Annotated in this window: 15 protein-coding genes; 3 read left to right on the top strand and 12 right to left on the bottom strand. The window is 39.0% G+C overall.

Translation table 11 applies throughout. From position 1 onward, the window contains the following. Positions 1-63: 63 nt before the first annotated feature. The 4 genes from rpsJ to rpsL are packed head-to-tail and all read right to left on the bottom strand — an operon-like array spanning position 64 to position 3432. Positions 64-369, bottom strand: coding sequence for a 30S ribosomal protein S10 (gene rpsJ, locus LZF87_RS06190; RefSeq protein WP_023579610.1), 306 nt, complete (start codon positions 367-369; stop codon positions 64-66). Between the two features lie 11 nt (positions 370-380). Next, the gene (gene fusA / locus LZF87_RS06185) at positions 381-2537 is read right to left on the bottom strand and encodes an elongation factor G (protein ID WP_023574056.1); all 2157 of its coding nucleotides are present in this window, start codon (positions 2535-2537) and stop codon (positions 381-383) included. A gap of 10 nt (positions 2538-2547) precedes the next feature. Then, entirely contained in the window at positions 2548-3024 is a 477-nt protein-coding gene (gene rpsG, locus LZF87_RS06180; protein WP_023574055.1) for a 30S ribosomal protein S7, read from the bottom strand. A gap of 24 nt (positions 3025-3048) precedes the next feature. Further along, positions 3049-3432 (bottom strand): 30S ribosomal protein S12, encoded by a 384-nt coding sequence (gene rpsL / locus LZF87_RS06175; protein WP_007136570.1) that lies wholly within the window; start codon positions 3430-3432, stop codon positions 3049-3051. 180 nt (positions 3433-3612) lie between these two features. Here rpsL and LZF87_RS06170 point away from each other — a divergent pair, with 180 nt between their 5' ends. Both LZF87_RS06170 and rlmB read left to right on the top strand, forming a co-directional pair. Then, positions 3613-5277, top strand: coding sequence for an outer membrane protein assembly factor (locus tag LZF87_RS06170; RefSeq protein ID WP_244343065.1), 1665 nt, complete (start codon positions 3613-3615; stop codon positions 5275-5277). Between the two features lie 121 nt (positions 5278-5398). Beyond that, positions 5399-6133 (top strand): 23S rRNA (guanosine(2251)-2'-O)-methyltransferase RlmB, encoded by a 735-nt coding sequence (rlmB, locus tag LZF87_RS06165; protein ID WP_244343064.1) that lies wholly within the window; start codon positions 5399-5401, stop codon positions 6131-6133. Positions 6134-6372: 239 nt separating this feature from the next. Here rlmB and LZF87_RS06160 read toward each other — a convergent pair whose 3' ends face one another. Both LZF87_RS06160 and LZF87_RS06155 read right to left on the bottom strand, forming a co-directional pair. Continuing rightward, positions 6373-7062, bottom strand: coding sequence for an alpha/beta fold hydrolase (locus tag LZF87_RS06160; protein ID WP_244343063.1), 690 nt, complete (start codon positions 7060-7062; stop codon positions 6373-6375). 62 nt (positions 7063-7124) lie between these two features. Then, positions 7125-7925 (bottom strand): rhomboid family intramembrane serine protease, encoded by an 801-nt coding sequence (locus LZF87_RS06155; RefSeq protein ID WP_244343062.1) that lies wholly within the window; start codon positions 7923-7925, stop codon positions 7125-7127. A gap of 155 nt (positions 7926-8080) precedes the next feature. On the opposite strand from LZF87_RS06155, the gene LZF87_RS06150 reads away from it, so the two are divergent. Beyond that, the gene (locus LZF87_RS06150) at positions 8081-9358 is read left to right on the top strand and encodes a replication-associated recombination protein A (RefSeq protein ID WP_244343059.1); all 1278 of its coding nucleotides are present in this window, start codon (positions 8081-8083) and stop codon (positions 9356-9358) included. A 29-nt stretch (positions 9359-9387) separates the two neighbouring features. Here the strand turns inward: LZF87_RS06150 and LZF87_RS06145 are convergent, their stop codons facing one another. The 6 genes from LZF87_RS06145 to radC form a co-directional block, all read right to left on the bottom strand. After that, positions 9388-10086: a hypothetical protein gene (locus LZF87_RS06145; protein ID WP_244343056.1), complete on the bottom strand. Its 699-nt coding sequence runs from the start codon at positions 10084-10086 to the stop codon at positions 9388-9390. 2 nt (positions 10087-10088) lie between these two features. Then, on the bottom strand, positions 10089-10778 hold the full coding sequence (locus LZF87_RS06140; protein ID WP_244343053.1) for a YjjG family noncanonical pyrimidine nucleotidase: 690 nt from the start codon (positions 10776-10778) through the stop codon (positions 10089-10091). Between the two features lie 82 nt (positions 10779-10860). Continuing rightward, positions 10861-11397 carry a hypothetical protein gene (locus LZF87_RS06135; RefSeq protein WP_244343050.1) on the bottom strand — a complete coding sequence of 179 codons (537 nt, stop codon included), beginning with the start codon at positions 11395-11397 and terminating at the stop codon, positions 10861-10863. Continuing rightward, positions 11390-12604, bottom strand: coding sequence for an ABC transporter permease (locus tag LZF87_RS06130; RefSeq protein ID WP_244343036.1), 1215 nt, complete (start codon positions 12602-12604; stop codon positions 11390-11392). Before LZF87_RS06130 ends, LZF87_RS06135 begins: the two co-directional genes overlap by 8 nt. Then, positions 12601-13230: an ABC transporter ATP-binding protein gene (locus LZF87_RS06125; protein ID WP_244343035.1), complete on the bottom strand. Its 630-nt coding sequence runs from the start codon at positions 13228-13230 to the stop codon at positions 12601-12603. The genes LZF87_RS06130 and LZF87_RS06125 overlap by 4 nt, the downstream gene beginning before the upstream one ends. Positions 13231-13316: 86 nt before the next feature. Beyond that, positions 13317-14009 carry a RadC family protein gene (gene radC / locus LZF87_RS06120; RefSeq protein ID WP_244343034.1) on the bottom strand — a complete coding sequence of 231 codons (693 nt, stop codon included), beginning with the start codon at positions 14007-14009 and terminating at the stop codon, positions 13317-13319. Between the last annotated feature and the right edge of the window lie 39 nt (positions 14010-14048).

The following is a 14048-nucleotide window of genomic DNA, read 5'->3' as shown; positions in this document are numbered from 1 at the left end:
CAAAAGTAAGCATTAAGTTTTGAATTACAAAACTTAATGCTTAAATACTTTTAAATGCGGTACTTATACTTTGATCTCTACTTCAACACCACTTGGCAACTCTAACTTCATTAGAGCGTCGATAGTTTTTGAAGAGGAAGAGTAGATATCTAATAATCTTTTGTATGAACTTACCTCAAACTGCTCTCTAGATTTTTTGTTTACGTGCGGAGAACGCAATACAGTGAAAATCTTTTTGTGAGTTGGTAACGGAATAGGACCAGTTACAACAGCTCCTGTACTTTTTACAGTTTTTACGATTTTTTCTGCTGATTTATCAACCAACATATGATCGTATGATTTTAATTTTATTCTGATTTTTTGACTCATTTTCTTTAGAATTAAGCGTTTCCTTTTGCTTTTTTGATAACTGCTTCTGAAATATTAGAAGGCGTTTCAGCATAGTGTGAAAACTCCATTGTTGAAGTTGCTCTACCTGATGACAATGTTCTTAATGTAGTTACATAACCAAACATTTCAGATAATGGCACATCAGCTTTGATCGTTTTAGCACCAGCTCTGTCACCCATATCATTCACCTGACCTCTACGACGGTTCAAGTCACCTACGATATCACCCATGTTTTCTTCCGGAGTAATAACTTCGATTTTCATGATTGGCTCAAGAATAACAGCTCCAGCAGCTTTTCCAGATTCTTTGTATCCCATTTTAGCAGCTAACTCGAAAGAAAGTGCATCGGAATCCACCGGGTGGAAAGATCCATCCAACAAAGTAACTTTTAAACTGTCCACAGCGTATCCTGCCAAAGGTCCTTGCTTCATAGCTTCACGGAAACCTTTTTCAACTGCAGGGATATATTCTTTAGGAACGTTACCACCTTTTACCTCATTAACAAACTGCAATCCAACAAATGGCTTACCGTCTACCATATCAGCAGGTTCGATTCTAAATACGATATCACCGAATTTACCACGACCTCCAGATTGTTTTTTATAAGTCTCTCTGTGTTGTGCCGATTTAGTGAAAGCTTCTTTGTACTCAACCTGAGGCTCACCTTGGTTCACTTCAACTTTGAATTCACGTTTCATACGATCCACTAAGATATCCAAGTGAAGCTCACCCATACCAGAGATAATCGTTTGACCTGAAGCCTCATCAGTTCTAACCGTAAACGTAGGATCTTCTTCAGCTAATTTAGCTAAAGCCATACCCATTTTATCTACGTCAGCTTTTGTTTTAGGCTCAATCGCGATACCAATTACCGGATCAGGGAATTTCATTGACTCAAGAATGATTGGGTGTTTTTCATCACACATTGTATCTCCAGTCTTGATATCCTTAAATCCTACAGCAGCCCCAATATCTCCAGCCTCAATATATTCGATTGGATTTTGTTTATTAGCGTGCATTTGGTAAATACGAGAGATACGCTCTTTGTTTCCTGAACGTGTGTTCAAAACATAAGAACCAGCATCTAAACGACCTGAGTAAGCACGGAAGAACGCTAAACGACCAACATAAGGGTCAGTAGCAATTTTAAACGCTAAAGCCGCGAAAGGCTCTTTTACATCAGGACGACGTAAGATTTTAGTTTGATCTTCTTCTAATAAATCAGCGTCATCAGGGTGAATACCTTGAATACCTTCTTTATCCAAAGGAGATGGTAAATATTTACAAACTGCATCTAACATGAACTGAACTCCTTTGTTTTTGAAAGAAGAACCACAAATCATCGGAATGATTGCCATGTCGATTGTAGCAGCACGTAATGCATTGTTGATTTCTTCTTCAGTAATAGAGTTCTCATCCTCCATATACTTATCAAGAAGGTTCTCATCATACTCAGCAACCGCTTCGATTAATGCAGAACGGAATTCTTTAACTTCCGCTACCATATCAGCAGGGATGTCAACGATATCAAAAGTAGCTCCTTGTGTTTCATCATGCCATACGATAGCTTGATTTTTCACTAAATCCACTACTCCTTTAAAATCACTTTCTTCACCGATTGGTAATGTAATCGCAACTGCATTAGACTTTAACATGTCTCTAACTTGCTGACATACGTTCAAGAAGTTAGAACCCTGACGGTCCATTTTGTTTACGAATCCCATACGTGGTACTCTATATTGATCTGCAAGTCTCCAGTTAGTTTCTGATTGAGGTTCAACACCATCAACAGCACTAAATAAGAAAACCAATCCATCCAATACACGTAACGAACGGTTTACCTCTACAGTAAAGTCAACGTGTCCCGGAGTATCAATAATATTGAAGTGGTACGGTTTTGATTCAGGTAATACTTTACCTTGCTCAGTTGGGAAATTCCATTCACACGTTGTAGCAGCAGAAGTAATGGTAATACCTCTTTCCTGCTCTTGTGCCATCCAGTCCATTGTTGCAGCACCTTCGTGCACTTCACCAATTTTGTGTGACTTTCCAGTATAAAACAAGATACGCTCCGTTGTTGTTGTTTTACCAGCATCAATGTGAGCCGCAATCCCGATATTTCTTGTGTATTTTAAATCTCTAGCCATTTCTTATGAATTAAAATCTAAAGTGAGAGAATGCTTTGTTAGCCTCTGCCATTTTGTGAGTATCCATTCTTTTCTTAACAGCAGCACCTTCTTCTTTAGCCGCAGCCAAGATTTCAGACGCTAATTTGCCTGCCATTGATTTTTCATTTCTTCTTCTTGCATAAAGAATCATCCATTTCATCGCCATAGAGATTTTTCTGTCTGGACGAATTTGCATAGGAATTTGGAAAGTAGCTCCACCCACACGACGTGAACGAACTTCTACGTGAGGCATAACATTCGTTAATGCATCTTTCCAGATTTCTAATGATGATTTCTCAGCATCTTGCTTTTTAGATTCTACGATATCAATTGCATCATAAAATACTTTGAAAGCTGTTGATTTTTTACCGTCCCACATTAAGTTGTTCACAAAACGCGTTACCAATTGATCATTAAATCTTGGATCTGGTAAAAGAGGTCTTTTTTTGGCCTGTCTTTTTCTCATGTCTTTTTCTTAAAAGTTTTTAAATTACTTTTTAGCTTCTTTAGGGCGTTTAGCACCGTACTTAGATCTTCTTTGCGTTCTTCCCGCAACACCTGACGTATCAAGCGCTCCACGAACGATATGATATCTAACACCTGGTAAATCTTTTACCCTTCCGCCTCGCACTAATACTATCGAGTGCTCTTGTAGATTGTGTCCTTCTCCAGGGATGTAAGCATTCACTTCATTACCATTAGTCAAACGCACACGCGCAACTTTACGCATTGCCGAGTTTGGTTTTTTTGGTGTAGTAGTGTAAACACGCGTACAAACCCCTCTTCTTTGAGGACAAGAATCTAAAGCAACCGATTTACTCTTCTTAGTGATCTGAGTTCTTCCTGTTCTTACTAATTGTTGAATTGTTGGCATAATTAAATACTAAAAATTTCTTATTTTTAAATTCCCGACACTTTTCGGGGTTGCAAATGTAGGGATTAATTTTTAGATACCAAACCTTAAACATTTAATTTTCAATACAATTATGGATCACAGCAAAATCCTATCCCCAAAATCCATTTTTTACGTTATTTTTACCAAAACATTTTTCACTTGAAACCACTCCTTCTTTTTACATTTCTGATTTTATACAGCTTTTCTTTAAAAGCACAAAATCTGCATCTGAAAATCGAAGGGAGTTCGACCGAAGAAAACAAAATCATCGACAGCATCGGTTACAAAAAACTGCACGAAAACACAAAATCCATTCTTGATGAAACCGGTAACCTATCTGCCACACTACTAAAAAAAGGATATTTGGAAAGTCAATTGCTAAACCAAAAAAAAGTAAACGACAGCTCCTTCGTATTTTTCTATTCAGTCGGAAAACAAACCTCACACATACATATATATATAGGTACACTTTCAGAAGAAGAAAAAAAACTATTGGAGTTCCAATCCGATACCATAACCCTTCCTACTCCCGAAGTCGAAAACTTCATGAATTCCAATCTGGCCAAATTAGAGCAAAAAGGCTACTCGCTAAGCGAACTGCAACTAACCAATCATAAAAAAACAGGCAACCAACTTTCCGCTGCATTGCACATCAAAACAGAAAAGAAACGAAACCTGAACGACATCGTAATTGTAGGCTACGACAAATTCCCGGAAGGCATCCGAAGAAATCTGACTAAACAGTATCGAAAACAACCTTTCAGTCAGGAAACCTTAAAGAAACTGAACAACGATTTTAAATCACTGCCTTTTGTAAGTCAAATTAAATATCCGGAAATTCTATTCACCAAAGACAGCACCAAAGTATACATATATCTCGAGAAAACTAAAGCCAACCGATTCGATGGTTTCATAGGTTTTGCCAACGAAGAAAATTCAGGTGTTCGCTTTAATGGGTATCTCGACCTGCTTCTAAACAACGCATTAAACTCAGGGGAAAAATTCAACCTGTATTGGAAAGGCGATGGAAAGAAACAAACCACATTCAACATCGGAACAGAAATTCCGTATATTTTCAAAAGTCCGCTGGGCATTAAAGCCAACCTGAAAATCTTCAAACAGGACAGCCTTTTCCAAAACACGACAACCGACATCGATTTAGGCTACTTCTTCAATTACAATTCCAGAATATACCTTGGGCATCAATCAGCCGAATCAGTAGACATCCAAAAAACAACTTCCGGCACTATCAGCAGTTATTCCAATTCGTTCTGGACCGCATCCTACCTGTTCTCCGATATCGATCCGGATGATTTTATGTTTCGGGAAACCGCAAATATCAATGTGAAATTCGGAAACGGAAGACGCTCGTCCGAAACAGCAACCAACAGCCAGTATTTTACACAGCTCAACGCACATTATAATTTCCACCTGAACAAAAAAAATCTCATTTTTGTCAAAAACCAGAGTTTTTACCTCCAAAGTGACACCTATCTCAGCAACGAACTGTACCGTTTCGGGGGAATTAATTCCATTCGCGGATTTAGCGAAAACAGTCTTCAGGCCAACCTCTACACGGCTTTCATCACCGAATACCGTTATGTGCTGACACCCGGTTTATACATACATTCCATCACAGATTACGGTATTTTTCAGGATAAAACATCTAACATTAAAGAAAACCTGCTCGGGCTCGGGTTTGGCTTCGGACTACTAACCAAAAACGGCTTGTTCAATTTAATCTATGCCAACGGAACCACAGGCGATCAGGCCATAAAACTCTCCAACTCCCTTGTTCATTTAAGTTTCAAAAGCATTTTTTAAAAAAGACTTTTCGATTATTTGACTATGCGATTATCAGAAAAGCCAGAACGTTCAAATAACCCAACAATCTAAAAATCTAAAAATCCAGAAATCTAAAAATCTAATACACTATCTTTACCCCATGGAAAAAGAAAACCTAATATTCGGAATCAGAGCCATTATAGAGGCAATCAACGCAGGAAAAGAAGTTGACAAAGTTTTTATTCAGAAAGATGCACAAGGCGATTTGATGCAGGATTTGATGAAAACGATGAAAAAAAACAACATCAATTTCTCTTATGTTCCCGTAGAAAAATTAAACCGATTAACTTCAAATAATCATCAGGGTGCCGTGGCCACCATCGCTCCTATTTCGTTTATATCATTGGAAACTATGGTAGAGAACGTTATCGAAAGTGGTAAAAAACCATTATTCCTGATTTTGGATCAGTTGTCAGATGCACGTAACTTCGGAGCCATCATCAGAACAGCCGAATGTACAGGTGTAGACGGAATCATAGTCCAAAAACAAGGTTCAGCTCCCGTAAACGGCGATACAGTTAAAACCTCTGCCGGCGCGGTATTCAACGTTCCTATCTGCAAAGTAGATCATATTAAAGATGCTATTTTCTACTTACAGGGTTCCGGAATCAAAACCGTAGCCGCTACCGAAAAAACAGAGCAAAACATTTACGATATCGACTTTAGCGAGCCTGTTGCCATCATTATGGGAAGCGAAGACCGTGGTGTGAATCCATCGGTTCTAAAAATCGTGGACGAAAAAGCAAAACTGCCTATGTTCGGTTCTATCGGATCGCTGAATGTATCCGTAGCTTGTGGGGCGTTTTTATACGAAACCATCCGCCAAAGAAGCTAACATTGTAACAATAATTAAAAAAGCCCGGAGCGAAAGTTTCGGGCTTTTTTGTTATCGCAATTCCCGCTTTACTCATGCGCTTATAATTGTTTAGTATTCATGAATGTAAACATTTCACCTTTAGCTGCCTCCTCCCGTCGGGAAGCTACCGGCTCCATCGGGGCTATCTGGATTAGCATTTTCTGATTTGGATTAACAGTATCACTTCAAACACAGAATACGCGGCAGGAGAAACCCGTTTAATTAAAAAAGTATTCGATTTCTCTCGACAGTTTATCCAGATTTACTTTTTCAAAAGCATGTACCGTATCAGGTACAACCCACAACTGGTTATTAGTTTTTGACTTATACAACGCCAACGTTTCATCAAAATTCACCATAGCATCTTTATCTCCCACCGAAAAAAGAATAGGTTGCTCCAAACTGCCTACTTCAACCAGTGTAAGAGGTGGCTGCTGCCCCATAGCAAGCATCATTTCAGCCGTTTTTTTAACTAATTTCGGCGCTTTATCAACCTGATGCAATCCCTGTAAGTATTGAGTAAATTTAGGCACCTTCTGTTCCATGATTTCCCAATTCAGCATAGCGGCTTCTTTTTTACTGCTTTCCGGATTCCAGTCAAACTTAGTGGCCAGCGTAAACACTTTACTAACCATGTGCGGATAATGTTTCGCCAGATACAAGGCCACATATCCACCCATACTGTAACCGAAAATTGCTACATTATTAAGCTTGCGCTCTTCCAAAAAAGTAAGTACCTGTTGGGCAAAAGAAGAAATACTAAGTACTTCATGATCATTCATTGGTGAGCTCCCGTGACCAATAAAATCAAGGGTGTAGACTTGGTAACGTGCAGAAAGTTTTGTCTTTAAGGCTTCGAACTGGGCTTGAGAACCCAATGCTCCGTGTAAAAGTAGTAAAGGCTGCATAGGCATACTGATTAAAAACCAAAGATATATTTTTAAAAGATTTTTTTGATACTTTGTTTTTATTAATGCAGATGTTCTTTATCAGCAACATCCTGTCCGGCAGGTTTATTCTCAGTATCATCAGATTCCTTCCAAAAATAAATCACAGGCAAATTCGATATAAAATAGGAATATTGTTCCTCAATCGGTTCTGGTTTTGGAGTAGGCACAAAATTACCATACTCATCAAAATGCTTCATGAAAGGATCCTGACTCGGGTCGAAATCCGGTCGCTCCCAATCGTATTTTATCGGTTTCTGATAATCCTGGGTTTTGATGAAATACGACAATAAAAATCCGGAGATAAATCCCGCCATATGTCCTTCCCAGGAAATATTTTCCTCAGGAGAAGGAAAAAGATACCACACCATCCCGCCATATAAAACCACTATTGTTAACGACAATGCGACCAATCTGTAATAACCTGACTGTACCCCCTTAAAGAACATAAAGCTGACAAGCACATAAATCAGTCCGCTTGCACCAATATGCATACTTTCCCTCCCTATCAGCCACGTTCCGAATCCCGACATCAAAATCCCCCACACCAAAACCTGTAAACTCTGTTCGCGGTAAAAATAACGTAATGCCATCACCAATAGGAAAAGCGGAATCGAATTATTATACAAATGCTGTAAATCGCCATGCAAAAACGGGCTAAAAACAATACCCTTCAATCCTGACAGTGTTCGCGGGTAAATCCCAAAGTCATACAGACTCATCTTGAAACGGATTTCAAACCAAAAAACCACCCAAATTGCCAATAAAAACAAAAAGGGCCAGGCAATCACGGATGCGGAAAATTTAAAATCAGATTCTTTCATAAATGGAATTTGCAAAAAGATTATCAAAAACAAATCCAAAAGCAATTTAATGAAGTTTTGTCATATCTGATGATTTAGCTAAATGTTGATTTCAAAGTTGAAATGACGTAAATTTGACCATTCAAATAAACAAAGCTATAAACAGCCCAATAAAAATGGAAGCACCTTTAGCCGAGCGCATTCGTCCGAAGAATTTATCGGAATACATCAGTCAGTCGCATTTAGTGGGTGAACAAGGTTCGCTGACCCACCAGATTGCCCGTGGAATGATTCCGTCCCTGATTTTATGGGGACCTCCCGGAACAGGAAAGACTACATTGGCGCAGATTATGGCAGAGGAAAGCAAACGTCCATTTTACACGTTAAGCGCTATCAACTCGGGCGTTAAAGATATTCGCGATGTGATTGACAAAGCCAAACAGAGTGGCGGATTGTTCACGGCTAAAAACCCGATTTTATTCATTGATGAGATTCACCGATTCAGCAAATCACAGCAGGATTCCTTACTGGCCGCGGTTGAAAAAGGATGGGTTACGTTAATCGGTGCCACTACTGAAAACCCAAGTTTCGAAGTTATTCCCGCTTTATTGTCAAGATGTCAGGTCTATATCCTGAATGCCTTTTCAAAAGAAGATCTGGAAGCGCTGCTGCACCGCGCTATGGAAACCGACGTTATCCTAAAAACGAAAGATATCCAACTCAAGGAAACCGAAGCTTTGTTACGGCTTTCCGGCGGAGACGGGCGAAAACTGCTCAATATTTTCGAACTGATCGTGAATGCCTCCGATTCGGATTCGATTGAAATCACCAACGAAAAGGTAATGCAGTTAGTACAGAAAAATACGGTATTATATGACAAAACCGGTGAACAGCATTACGACATCGTATCGGCATTTATAAAATCAATACGCGGAAGCGACCCAAACGGAGCGGTTTATTGGCTGGCCCGAATGATTGAAGGCGGTGAAGATGTAAAATTCATTGCCCGAAGAATGCTCATCCTAGCTTCGGAAGATATCGGAAACGCTAACCCAACGGCATTGATAATGGCCAATAACACTTTTCAGGCGGTAACCACCATCGGCTATCCGGAAAGCCGGATTATTCTGAGTCAATGCGCCGTTTATCTGGCCACTTCTGCAAAAAGCAATGCGAGCTATATGGCTATTGGCAACGCGCAACAAATAGTAAAGCAAACGGGAGATCTACCGGTTCCGTTGCATCTGCGCAACGCTCCTACTAAACTAATGAAGGAATTGGGCTATGGTGATGAATACAAATACTCACATGATTTTCCCAACAATTTTGCGGAACAGGAATTCTTGCCGGAAGCACTTTCCAATACCACTTTTTACGAACCGGGAAACAATGCCCGAGAACGCGAATTACGTCAGTTTTTAAAAAATCGATGGAACGATAAGTACGGGTACTAATGGAAAATGGTGGATGGTGAATTATACAACTAAAACTTGATTTCCAGTTTTTCAGAAACCAGTTTATCGTTTTGGTAGTATTCAAAAACCCATTGGTTGTTGAAATTAAAAACAACGCCCTGTTGATTTTCCTTCTGTCCGATATAAAAATTACTGGTCGAAGTCTTTAAAAGTTTCATCACCACTTTTGGAGAAGAATCTACCAATTGGAATCCGTTTAGAATAGGCTGCGCAAACAACTGCCCACTTACCACGTTCAGTTGAATGACTTCACTTGTTTTTGCAGGCGTTTTTACAACATCCTCTTTAGGTTTGCTGTTTAAAATTTCAAGCGATTTCCCAACCGTACGGAATGCCTGCACATAGGCTTTGGCATAATCTTTTTCTCGACTTACCCCTTCTTCCGAAACATACACCACCTGATTTCTGCAATCCTTAAGTTCAATCTTAATTTTTGTGGTAAGCAAAGTATTATCCTCAAGCATATCAGCAAAAAGAGCTCTGCAACGGTTTTCTGCCAACTCCTGAGGAAAAATATCGCCATCATAATAAACCTGATACCCTTCTTTTTCAAACACTCCTTTGGTCAATGAATTGAGATTATACATATTAGGTTCTTTTAAAAAGCTGAACTTTTTAGGAACAATGATGTATTTATAATCACTTACTCCTTGTGAAAAAGCAAACGAAGCAAACAATAAGGCAATCAGTAAAGTTGTTTTTTTCATTCCTACAATATATTTTTTAATTCTGAAAGATGATAAATCTCTGGAAAATCATGTTGTTGTTCTGTTCGGGCTTCGTTAAAAAACAAAGCGTCAAGACCGATATTTTTGGCGCCTTCCATATCCGCTTCCAAGCTGTCCCCTATCATCAGACTTGTTGTTTTTTTGGCTTTAGCCAACTCCAGTGCATATTCAAAAATTCCTGGGTGAGGTTTTTTCACTCCGGCCAGTTCCGAATTGGTCACGGTGTCAAAATAATGTTCAATTTTAGCATTTCTCAACTTTCCGTTTTGCACTTCCTGAAATCCATTGGTTATGATATGCAAATTGTACTTCGGCTTTAAATACTCAAGAACATCGAGGGCACCATCAAACAAATGGTTAAACATAGGAAGGTATTTGATATATTCTTCAGAAATCAAATGAATATCGTCATCATTTATTTCAAAAGCAACCAAATCGAATACTTCTTTAAGGCGCATAAAACGAAGGGTCACATGATCGATTTTATCATCACGGTACAATGCCCAATATTTCATATTTACCGGAACATAATACTTAAGAAACGCTTCTACATCCACAGCAATACTGTTCTCGGCAAAAACCTTTTTAAATGTCAGTGCCGAATTACGCTCAAAATCCCAAAGCGTATGATCTAAATCAAAAAAAATGTCGGTCTTATTTGTAAATCGCATAGTTCAATTTCAATTTCACTATTCAGGTTCATTGCTATACAACATTCAATTTCAATAACTGAAGACTGTCACTATAACTAACTTATTTACCTTTCACAATCACAGCGTCTTCGATATGGTAAATCCAATCATCCACATTCGAATCGTTATAACGGAAAGTCCCTTCAAGGGTTACGTATTGATCCGTTCTCAGTTTTGGATTTCCTCCTCTGAATTTAATTCCCATTATCGTTTCCGGTCCTGATTTTCCGCAGAAAAAACAAGAAGCGAAAACATTTTTACTCAACGCATAACTTTTATTGTCAATCGGAACAATAAAACCGCTCATTACGATTCGTTTCTTTTGTGTCTGTTTCAGTTTCGTATTGATTACGGGAAACTGTACTTCTCCGTAAACTTTATCCTGTTTTTTCAGAAATTTGATTTCACCCAATAACTTCCACGTCAACGTATCCGGGTTTTTCTGCAAAAATGCATTATCACCGGAAAAAGAAACAAAACCAGCTTTCTCTAACTTAGCATTATTCGTTTCCGGAGTTTTTCCCTTCAGATCATAAAAAGTTTCCAAAACAAAAAACGCTATTACTAAAACGGCTACTATTATATATGGTTTACGCATTTGATAATGTTTTTGAAATATTGAGTTGGTACGCCTTTATTGCGGGTATAATGGCCGCCAAAAGTCCGACAAATATAGTTACTAATAACAAAATCCCTTCTTTATCCCAAACAAAATCCAACGGATTGAAAGCAATTTTAAATTCCTCATCTGATGATTTGGAAATAAAGAGCAATGCTACCCTACCAAGAATTGTTCCAAAGACAAATCCGATAACACACAAAACAAGACTTTCAATAATGATAGCCTGCAAAAGCTGAAAACGGGACGCTCCCTGAATGCGCAGCAAAGCAAACTCATATTTTCGTTCTTTCAGCGTATTGAACAAGGCAATAAAAATACTTATACCGGAAATAAGCATGATCCCGTAGGCCAGGTACTGCAATGCTTCCAAACCAATGCCGAAAAGCGTAAACAGACGGTTGATTTCAATTGCCGGAGAAGCAGCCTGCATTTTGGCGTTTTGTGCGATCAGCCTCGGCCACAGAACAATTCCCATCTTATTCCGGAATTTAATCAGAACGGCTGTAATTTCCTTTCCTTCGTCAGAATTCAGTGCTGCCTCGTGATTTGCTTCACCTTCCTCATGATCATGCACATCATGCATTGCCCAAACACTTTTAACATTGGAAAGAATCAAATTATCGACCACTTTTCCGGTTTCCGAAGCGATTCCCACCACCTTATAAGCAGCTTCCTCGTGCTTTTCACCTTCCTTTGCATCGCCGTGGGAACCAAAAAAAGTATCACCTACTTTCAATTGCAACTTATCCGCAATTTCACTACCAATAACCACTTCAAAAGTATTTGCGAACATTTTGCCTTTTTCGACCTTTCCGCCAAACTTAGCCAGATAATCGGGTGTGGTTCCAAGAATCTTAAACCCTAAATAATTATCCCCATACGCCAAAGGAATGGCTGATTTCACGAACGGGTTCTGCATCCATGTTTTTGCTTCGGTATAATCTATATTTCCTGTTGGAGCATCCATCTGATAAACAGATGACAAAATTAACTGCAACGGACTACCCTGAGCACCCAGCACTAAATCAATATCGTCGGCATTACTGGAAAACTGCTCTTCGAATTGCTTTTGCAGTAAAATCAAAACCGTAATAATGGCAACGCTCGACATCAGCAAAATGATGCTCAAAACTGTACTTAACGGTTTAAACCACGTATTTCTCCATGCTAGCTTTCCTATCATGACAATGAAATTTGGTTGGAAAAACGTCCTTTTAATCGCGAATCATGCGTTACGATTACCAAGGCGGTTTTGAATTCTTCAGCTAATTGCTCAAGTAAATCAGCTACTTTGAATGCATTTTCGTCGTCCAGACTTGAAGTCGGCTCGTCAGCCAATAATAATTTCGGCTCGTTGATTAAGGCTCTGGCAATAGAAACACGCTGCTGCTGCCCGACGCTGAGTTGTGATGGCAATTTGTGCAGATGATTACCTAAATCTAAATGTTCCAAAAGCTGTTTCGCCTTTTCTATTTTTTGCTTTCCTGTAGCCAGCCATGAGGCTAAAGCTACGTTTTCCAAGACGGTAAATGCTTCTATGAAATGAGATTGCTGCAAAACTAACCCGATATTTTGTCCACGAAAATGATCCAATTTACGTTCGGAAAAAGAGTTAATCACAATGTTATCAATGGCAATCTCTCCCGATTCGGGACGTAGTAAACCTCCCAACAGATGGAGCAATGTGGTTTTACCAACACCAGAGTTTCCTGTTACAAGCAATGTTTCCCCCTCATTGCAAACAATATCGGGAAAAGCAAACATCATGGATTTACCGTATGAAAATGTGATTCTTTTTGTACTTATCATTTCGGTTTTTCGTATTCGGAATCGAAATCCGATTCCAGCGCAATTTATAAAATTGGAAGCGAATAAAATATTAAAGAACCTTAAATCTATAAAATCCCATCATCAGCAAAACTGAAATAGCTTTTCTCAGTAACAATAACATGATCCAATACTAAAATATCGAGGTGCTTGCCGGCTTCTTTTAATTTTCGGGTAATCTGTTTGTCGGCTTCGCTGGCTATTAAAGTCCCTGAAGGATGATTGTGTACCAGGATAACAGAAGTTGCATTATGTTCTAAAGCCATTTTGTAGATAACCCGTGTATCGACAACCGTTCCCGTGATTCCTCCCTTACTGATTTGCGCTTTGTAAATCACTTTATTGGAATTATTCAGAAACAATACCCAGAATTCTTCGTGTTGCAATTCGCCGACAATGGGTTGCATGATTTCGAAAACTGCTTTACTTGAGGTGATTTTGGACAATTCAAGACTTTCTTCGGATTTCCGTCTGCGACCTAATTCAGCGGCAGCTACAATCGATATCGCTTTTGCTTCTCCAATACCTTTGAAATTCATCAGTTGTTTTACAGATAATTTTCCAAGTACGTTCAGATTATTGTCTACCGAAACTAAAATGCGCTTGGAAAGCTGAACAGCACTCTCATTACGACTTCCAGAGCCAATCAGAATGGCAATTAATTCGGCATCACTTAGCGCAGACTTGCCTTTAAGTAGTAATTTTTCACGTGGTCTATCGTCTTCAGCCCAATATTTTATTGCGAAGTTTGTTGTTTCCATGGCGTATATTAAAAAGTGTTTTTTGGCGTTATATCAGAA

The organism is Flavobacterium enshiense, assembly GCF_022836875.1.
Taxonomy (GTDB): domain Bacteria; phylum Bacteroidota; class Bacteroidia; order Flavobacteriales; family Flavobacteriaceae; genus Flavobacterium; species Flavobacterium enshiense_A.
This window is presented reverse-complemented; position numbering and strand designations above follow the sequence as displayed.

Coding starts and splice junctions, on each gene's coding strand:
- rpsJ (WP_023579610.1), bottom strand. CDS start 369: ATGAGTCAAAAAATCAGAATAAAATTAAAATCATACGATCATATGTTG.
- fusA (WP_023574056.1), bottom strand. CDS start 2,537: ATGGCTAGAGATTTAAAATACACAAGAAATATCGGGATTGCGGCTCAC.
- rpsG (WP_023574055.1), bottom strand. CDS start 3,024: ATGAGAAAAAGACAGGCCAAAAAAAGACCTCTTTTACCAGATCCAAGA.
- rpsL (WP_007136570.1), bottom strand. CDS start 3,432: ATGCCAACAATTCAACAATTAGTAAGAACAGGAAGAACTCAGATCACT.
- rlmB (WP_244343064.1), top strand. CDS start 5,399: ATGGAAAAAGAAAACCTAATATTCGGAATCAGAGCCATTATAGAGGCA.
- LZF87_RS06160 (WP_244343063.1), bottom strand. CDS start 7,062: ATGCAGCCTTTACTACTTTTACACGGAGCATTGGGTTCTCAAGCCCAG.
- LZF87_RS06155 (WP_244343062.1), bottom strand. CDS start 7,925: ATGAAAGAATCTGATTTTAAATTTTCCGCATCCGTGATTGCCTGGCCC.
- LZF87_RS06150 (WP_244343059.1), top strand. CDS start 8,081: ATGGAAGCACCTTTAGCCGAGCGCATTCGTCCGAAGAATTTATCGGAA.
- LZF87_RS06145 (WP_244343056.1), bottom strand. CDS start 10,086: ATGAAAAAAACAACTTTACTGATTGCCTTATTGTTTGCTTCGTTTGCT.
- LZF87_RS06140 (WP_244343053.1), bottom strand. CDS start 10,778: ATGCGATTTACAAATAAGACCGACATTTTTTTTGATTTAGATCATACG.
- LZF87_RS06135 (WP_244343050.1), bottom strand. CDS start 11,397: ATGCGTAAACCATATATAATAGTAGCCGTTTTAGTAATAGCGTTTTTT.
- LZF87_RS06130 (WP_244343036.1), bottom strand. CDS start 12,604: ATGATAGGAAAGCTAGCATGGAGAAATACGTGGTTTAAACCGTTAAGT.
- LZF87_RS06125 (WP_244343035.1), bottom strand. CDS start 13,230: ATGATAAGTACAAAAAGAATCACATTTTCATACGGTAAATCCATGATG.
- radC (WP_244343034.1), bottom strand. CDS start 14,009: ATGGAAACAACAAACTTCGCAATAAAATATTGGGCTGAAGACGATAGA.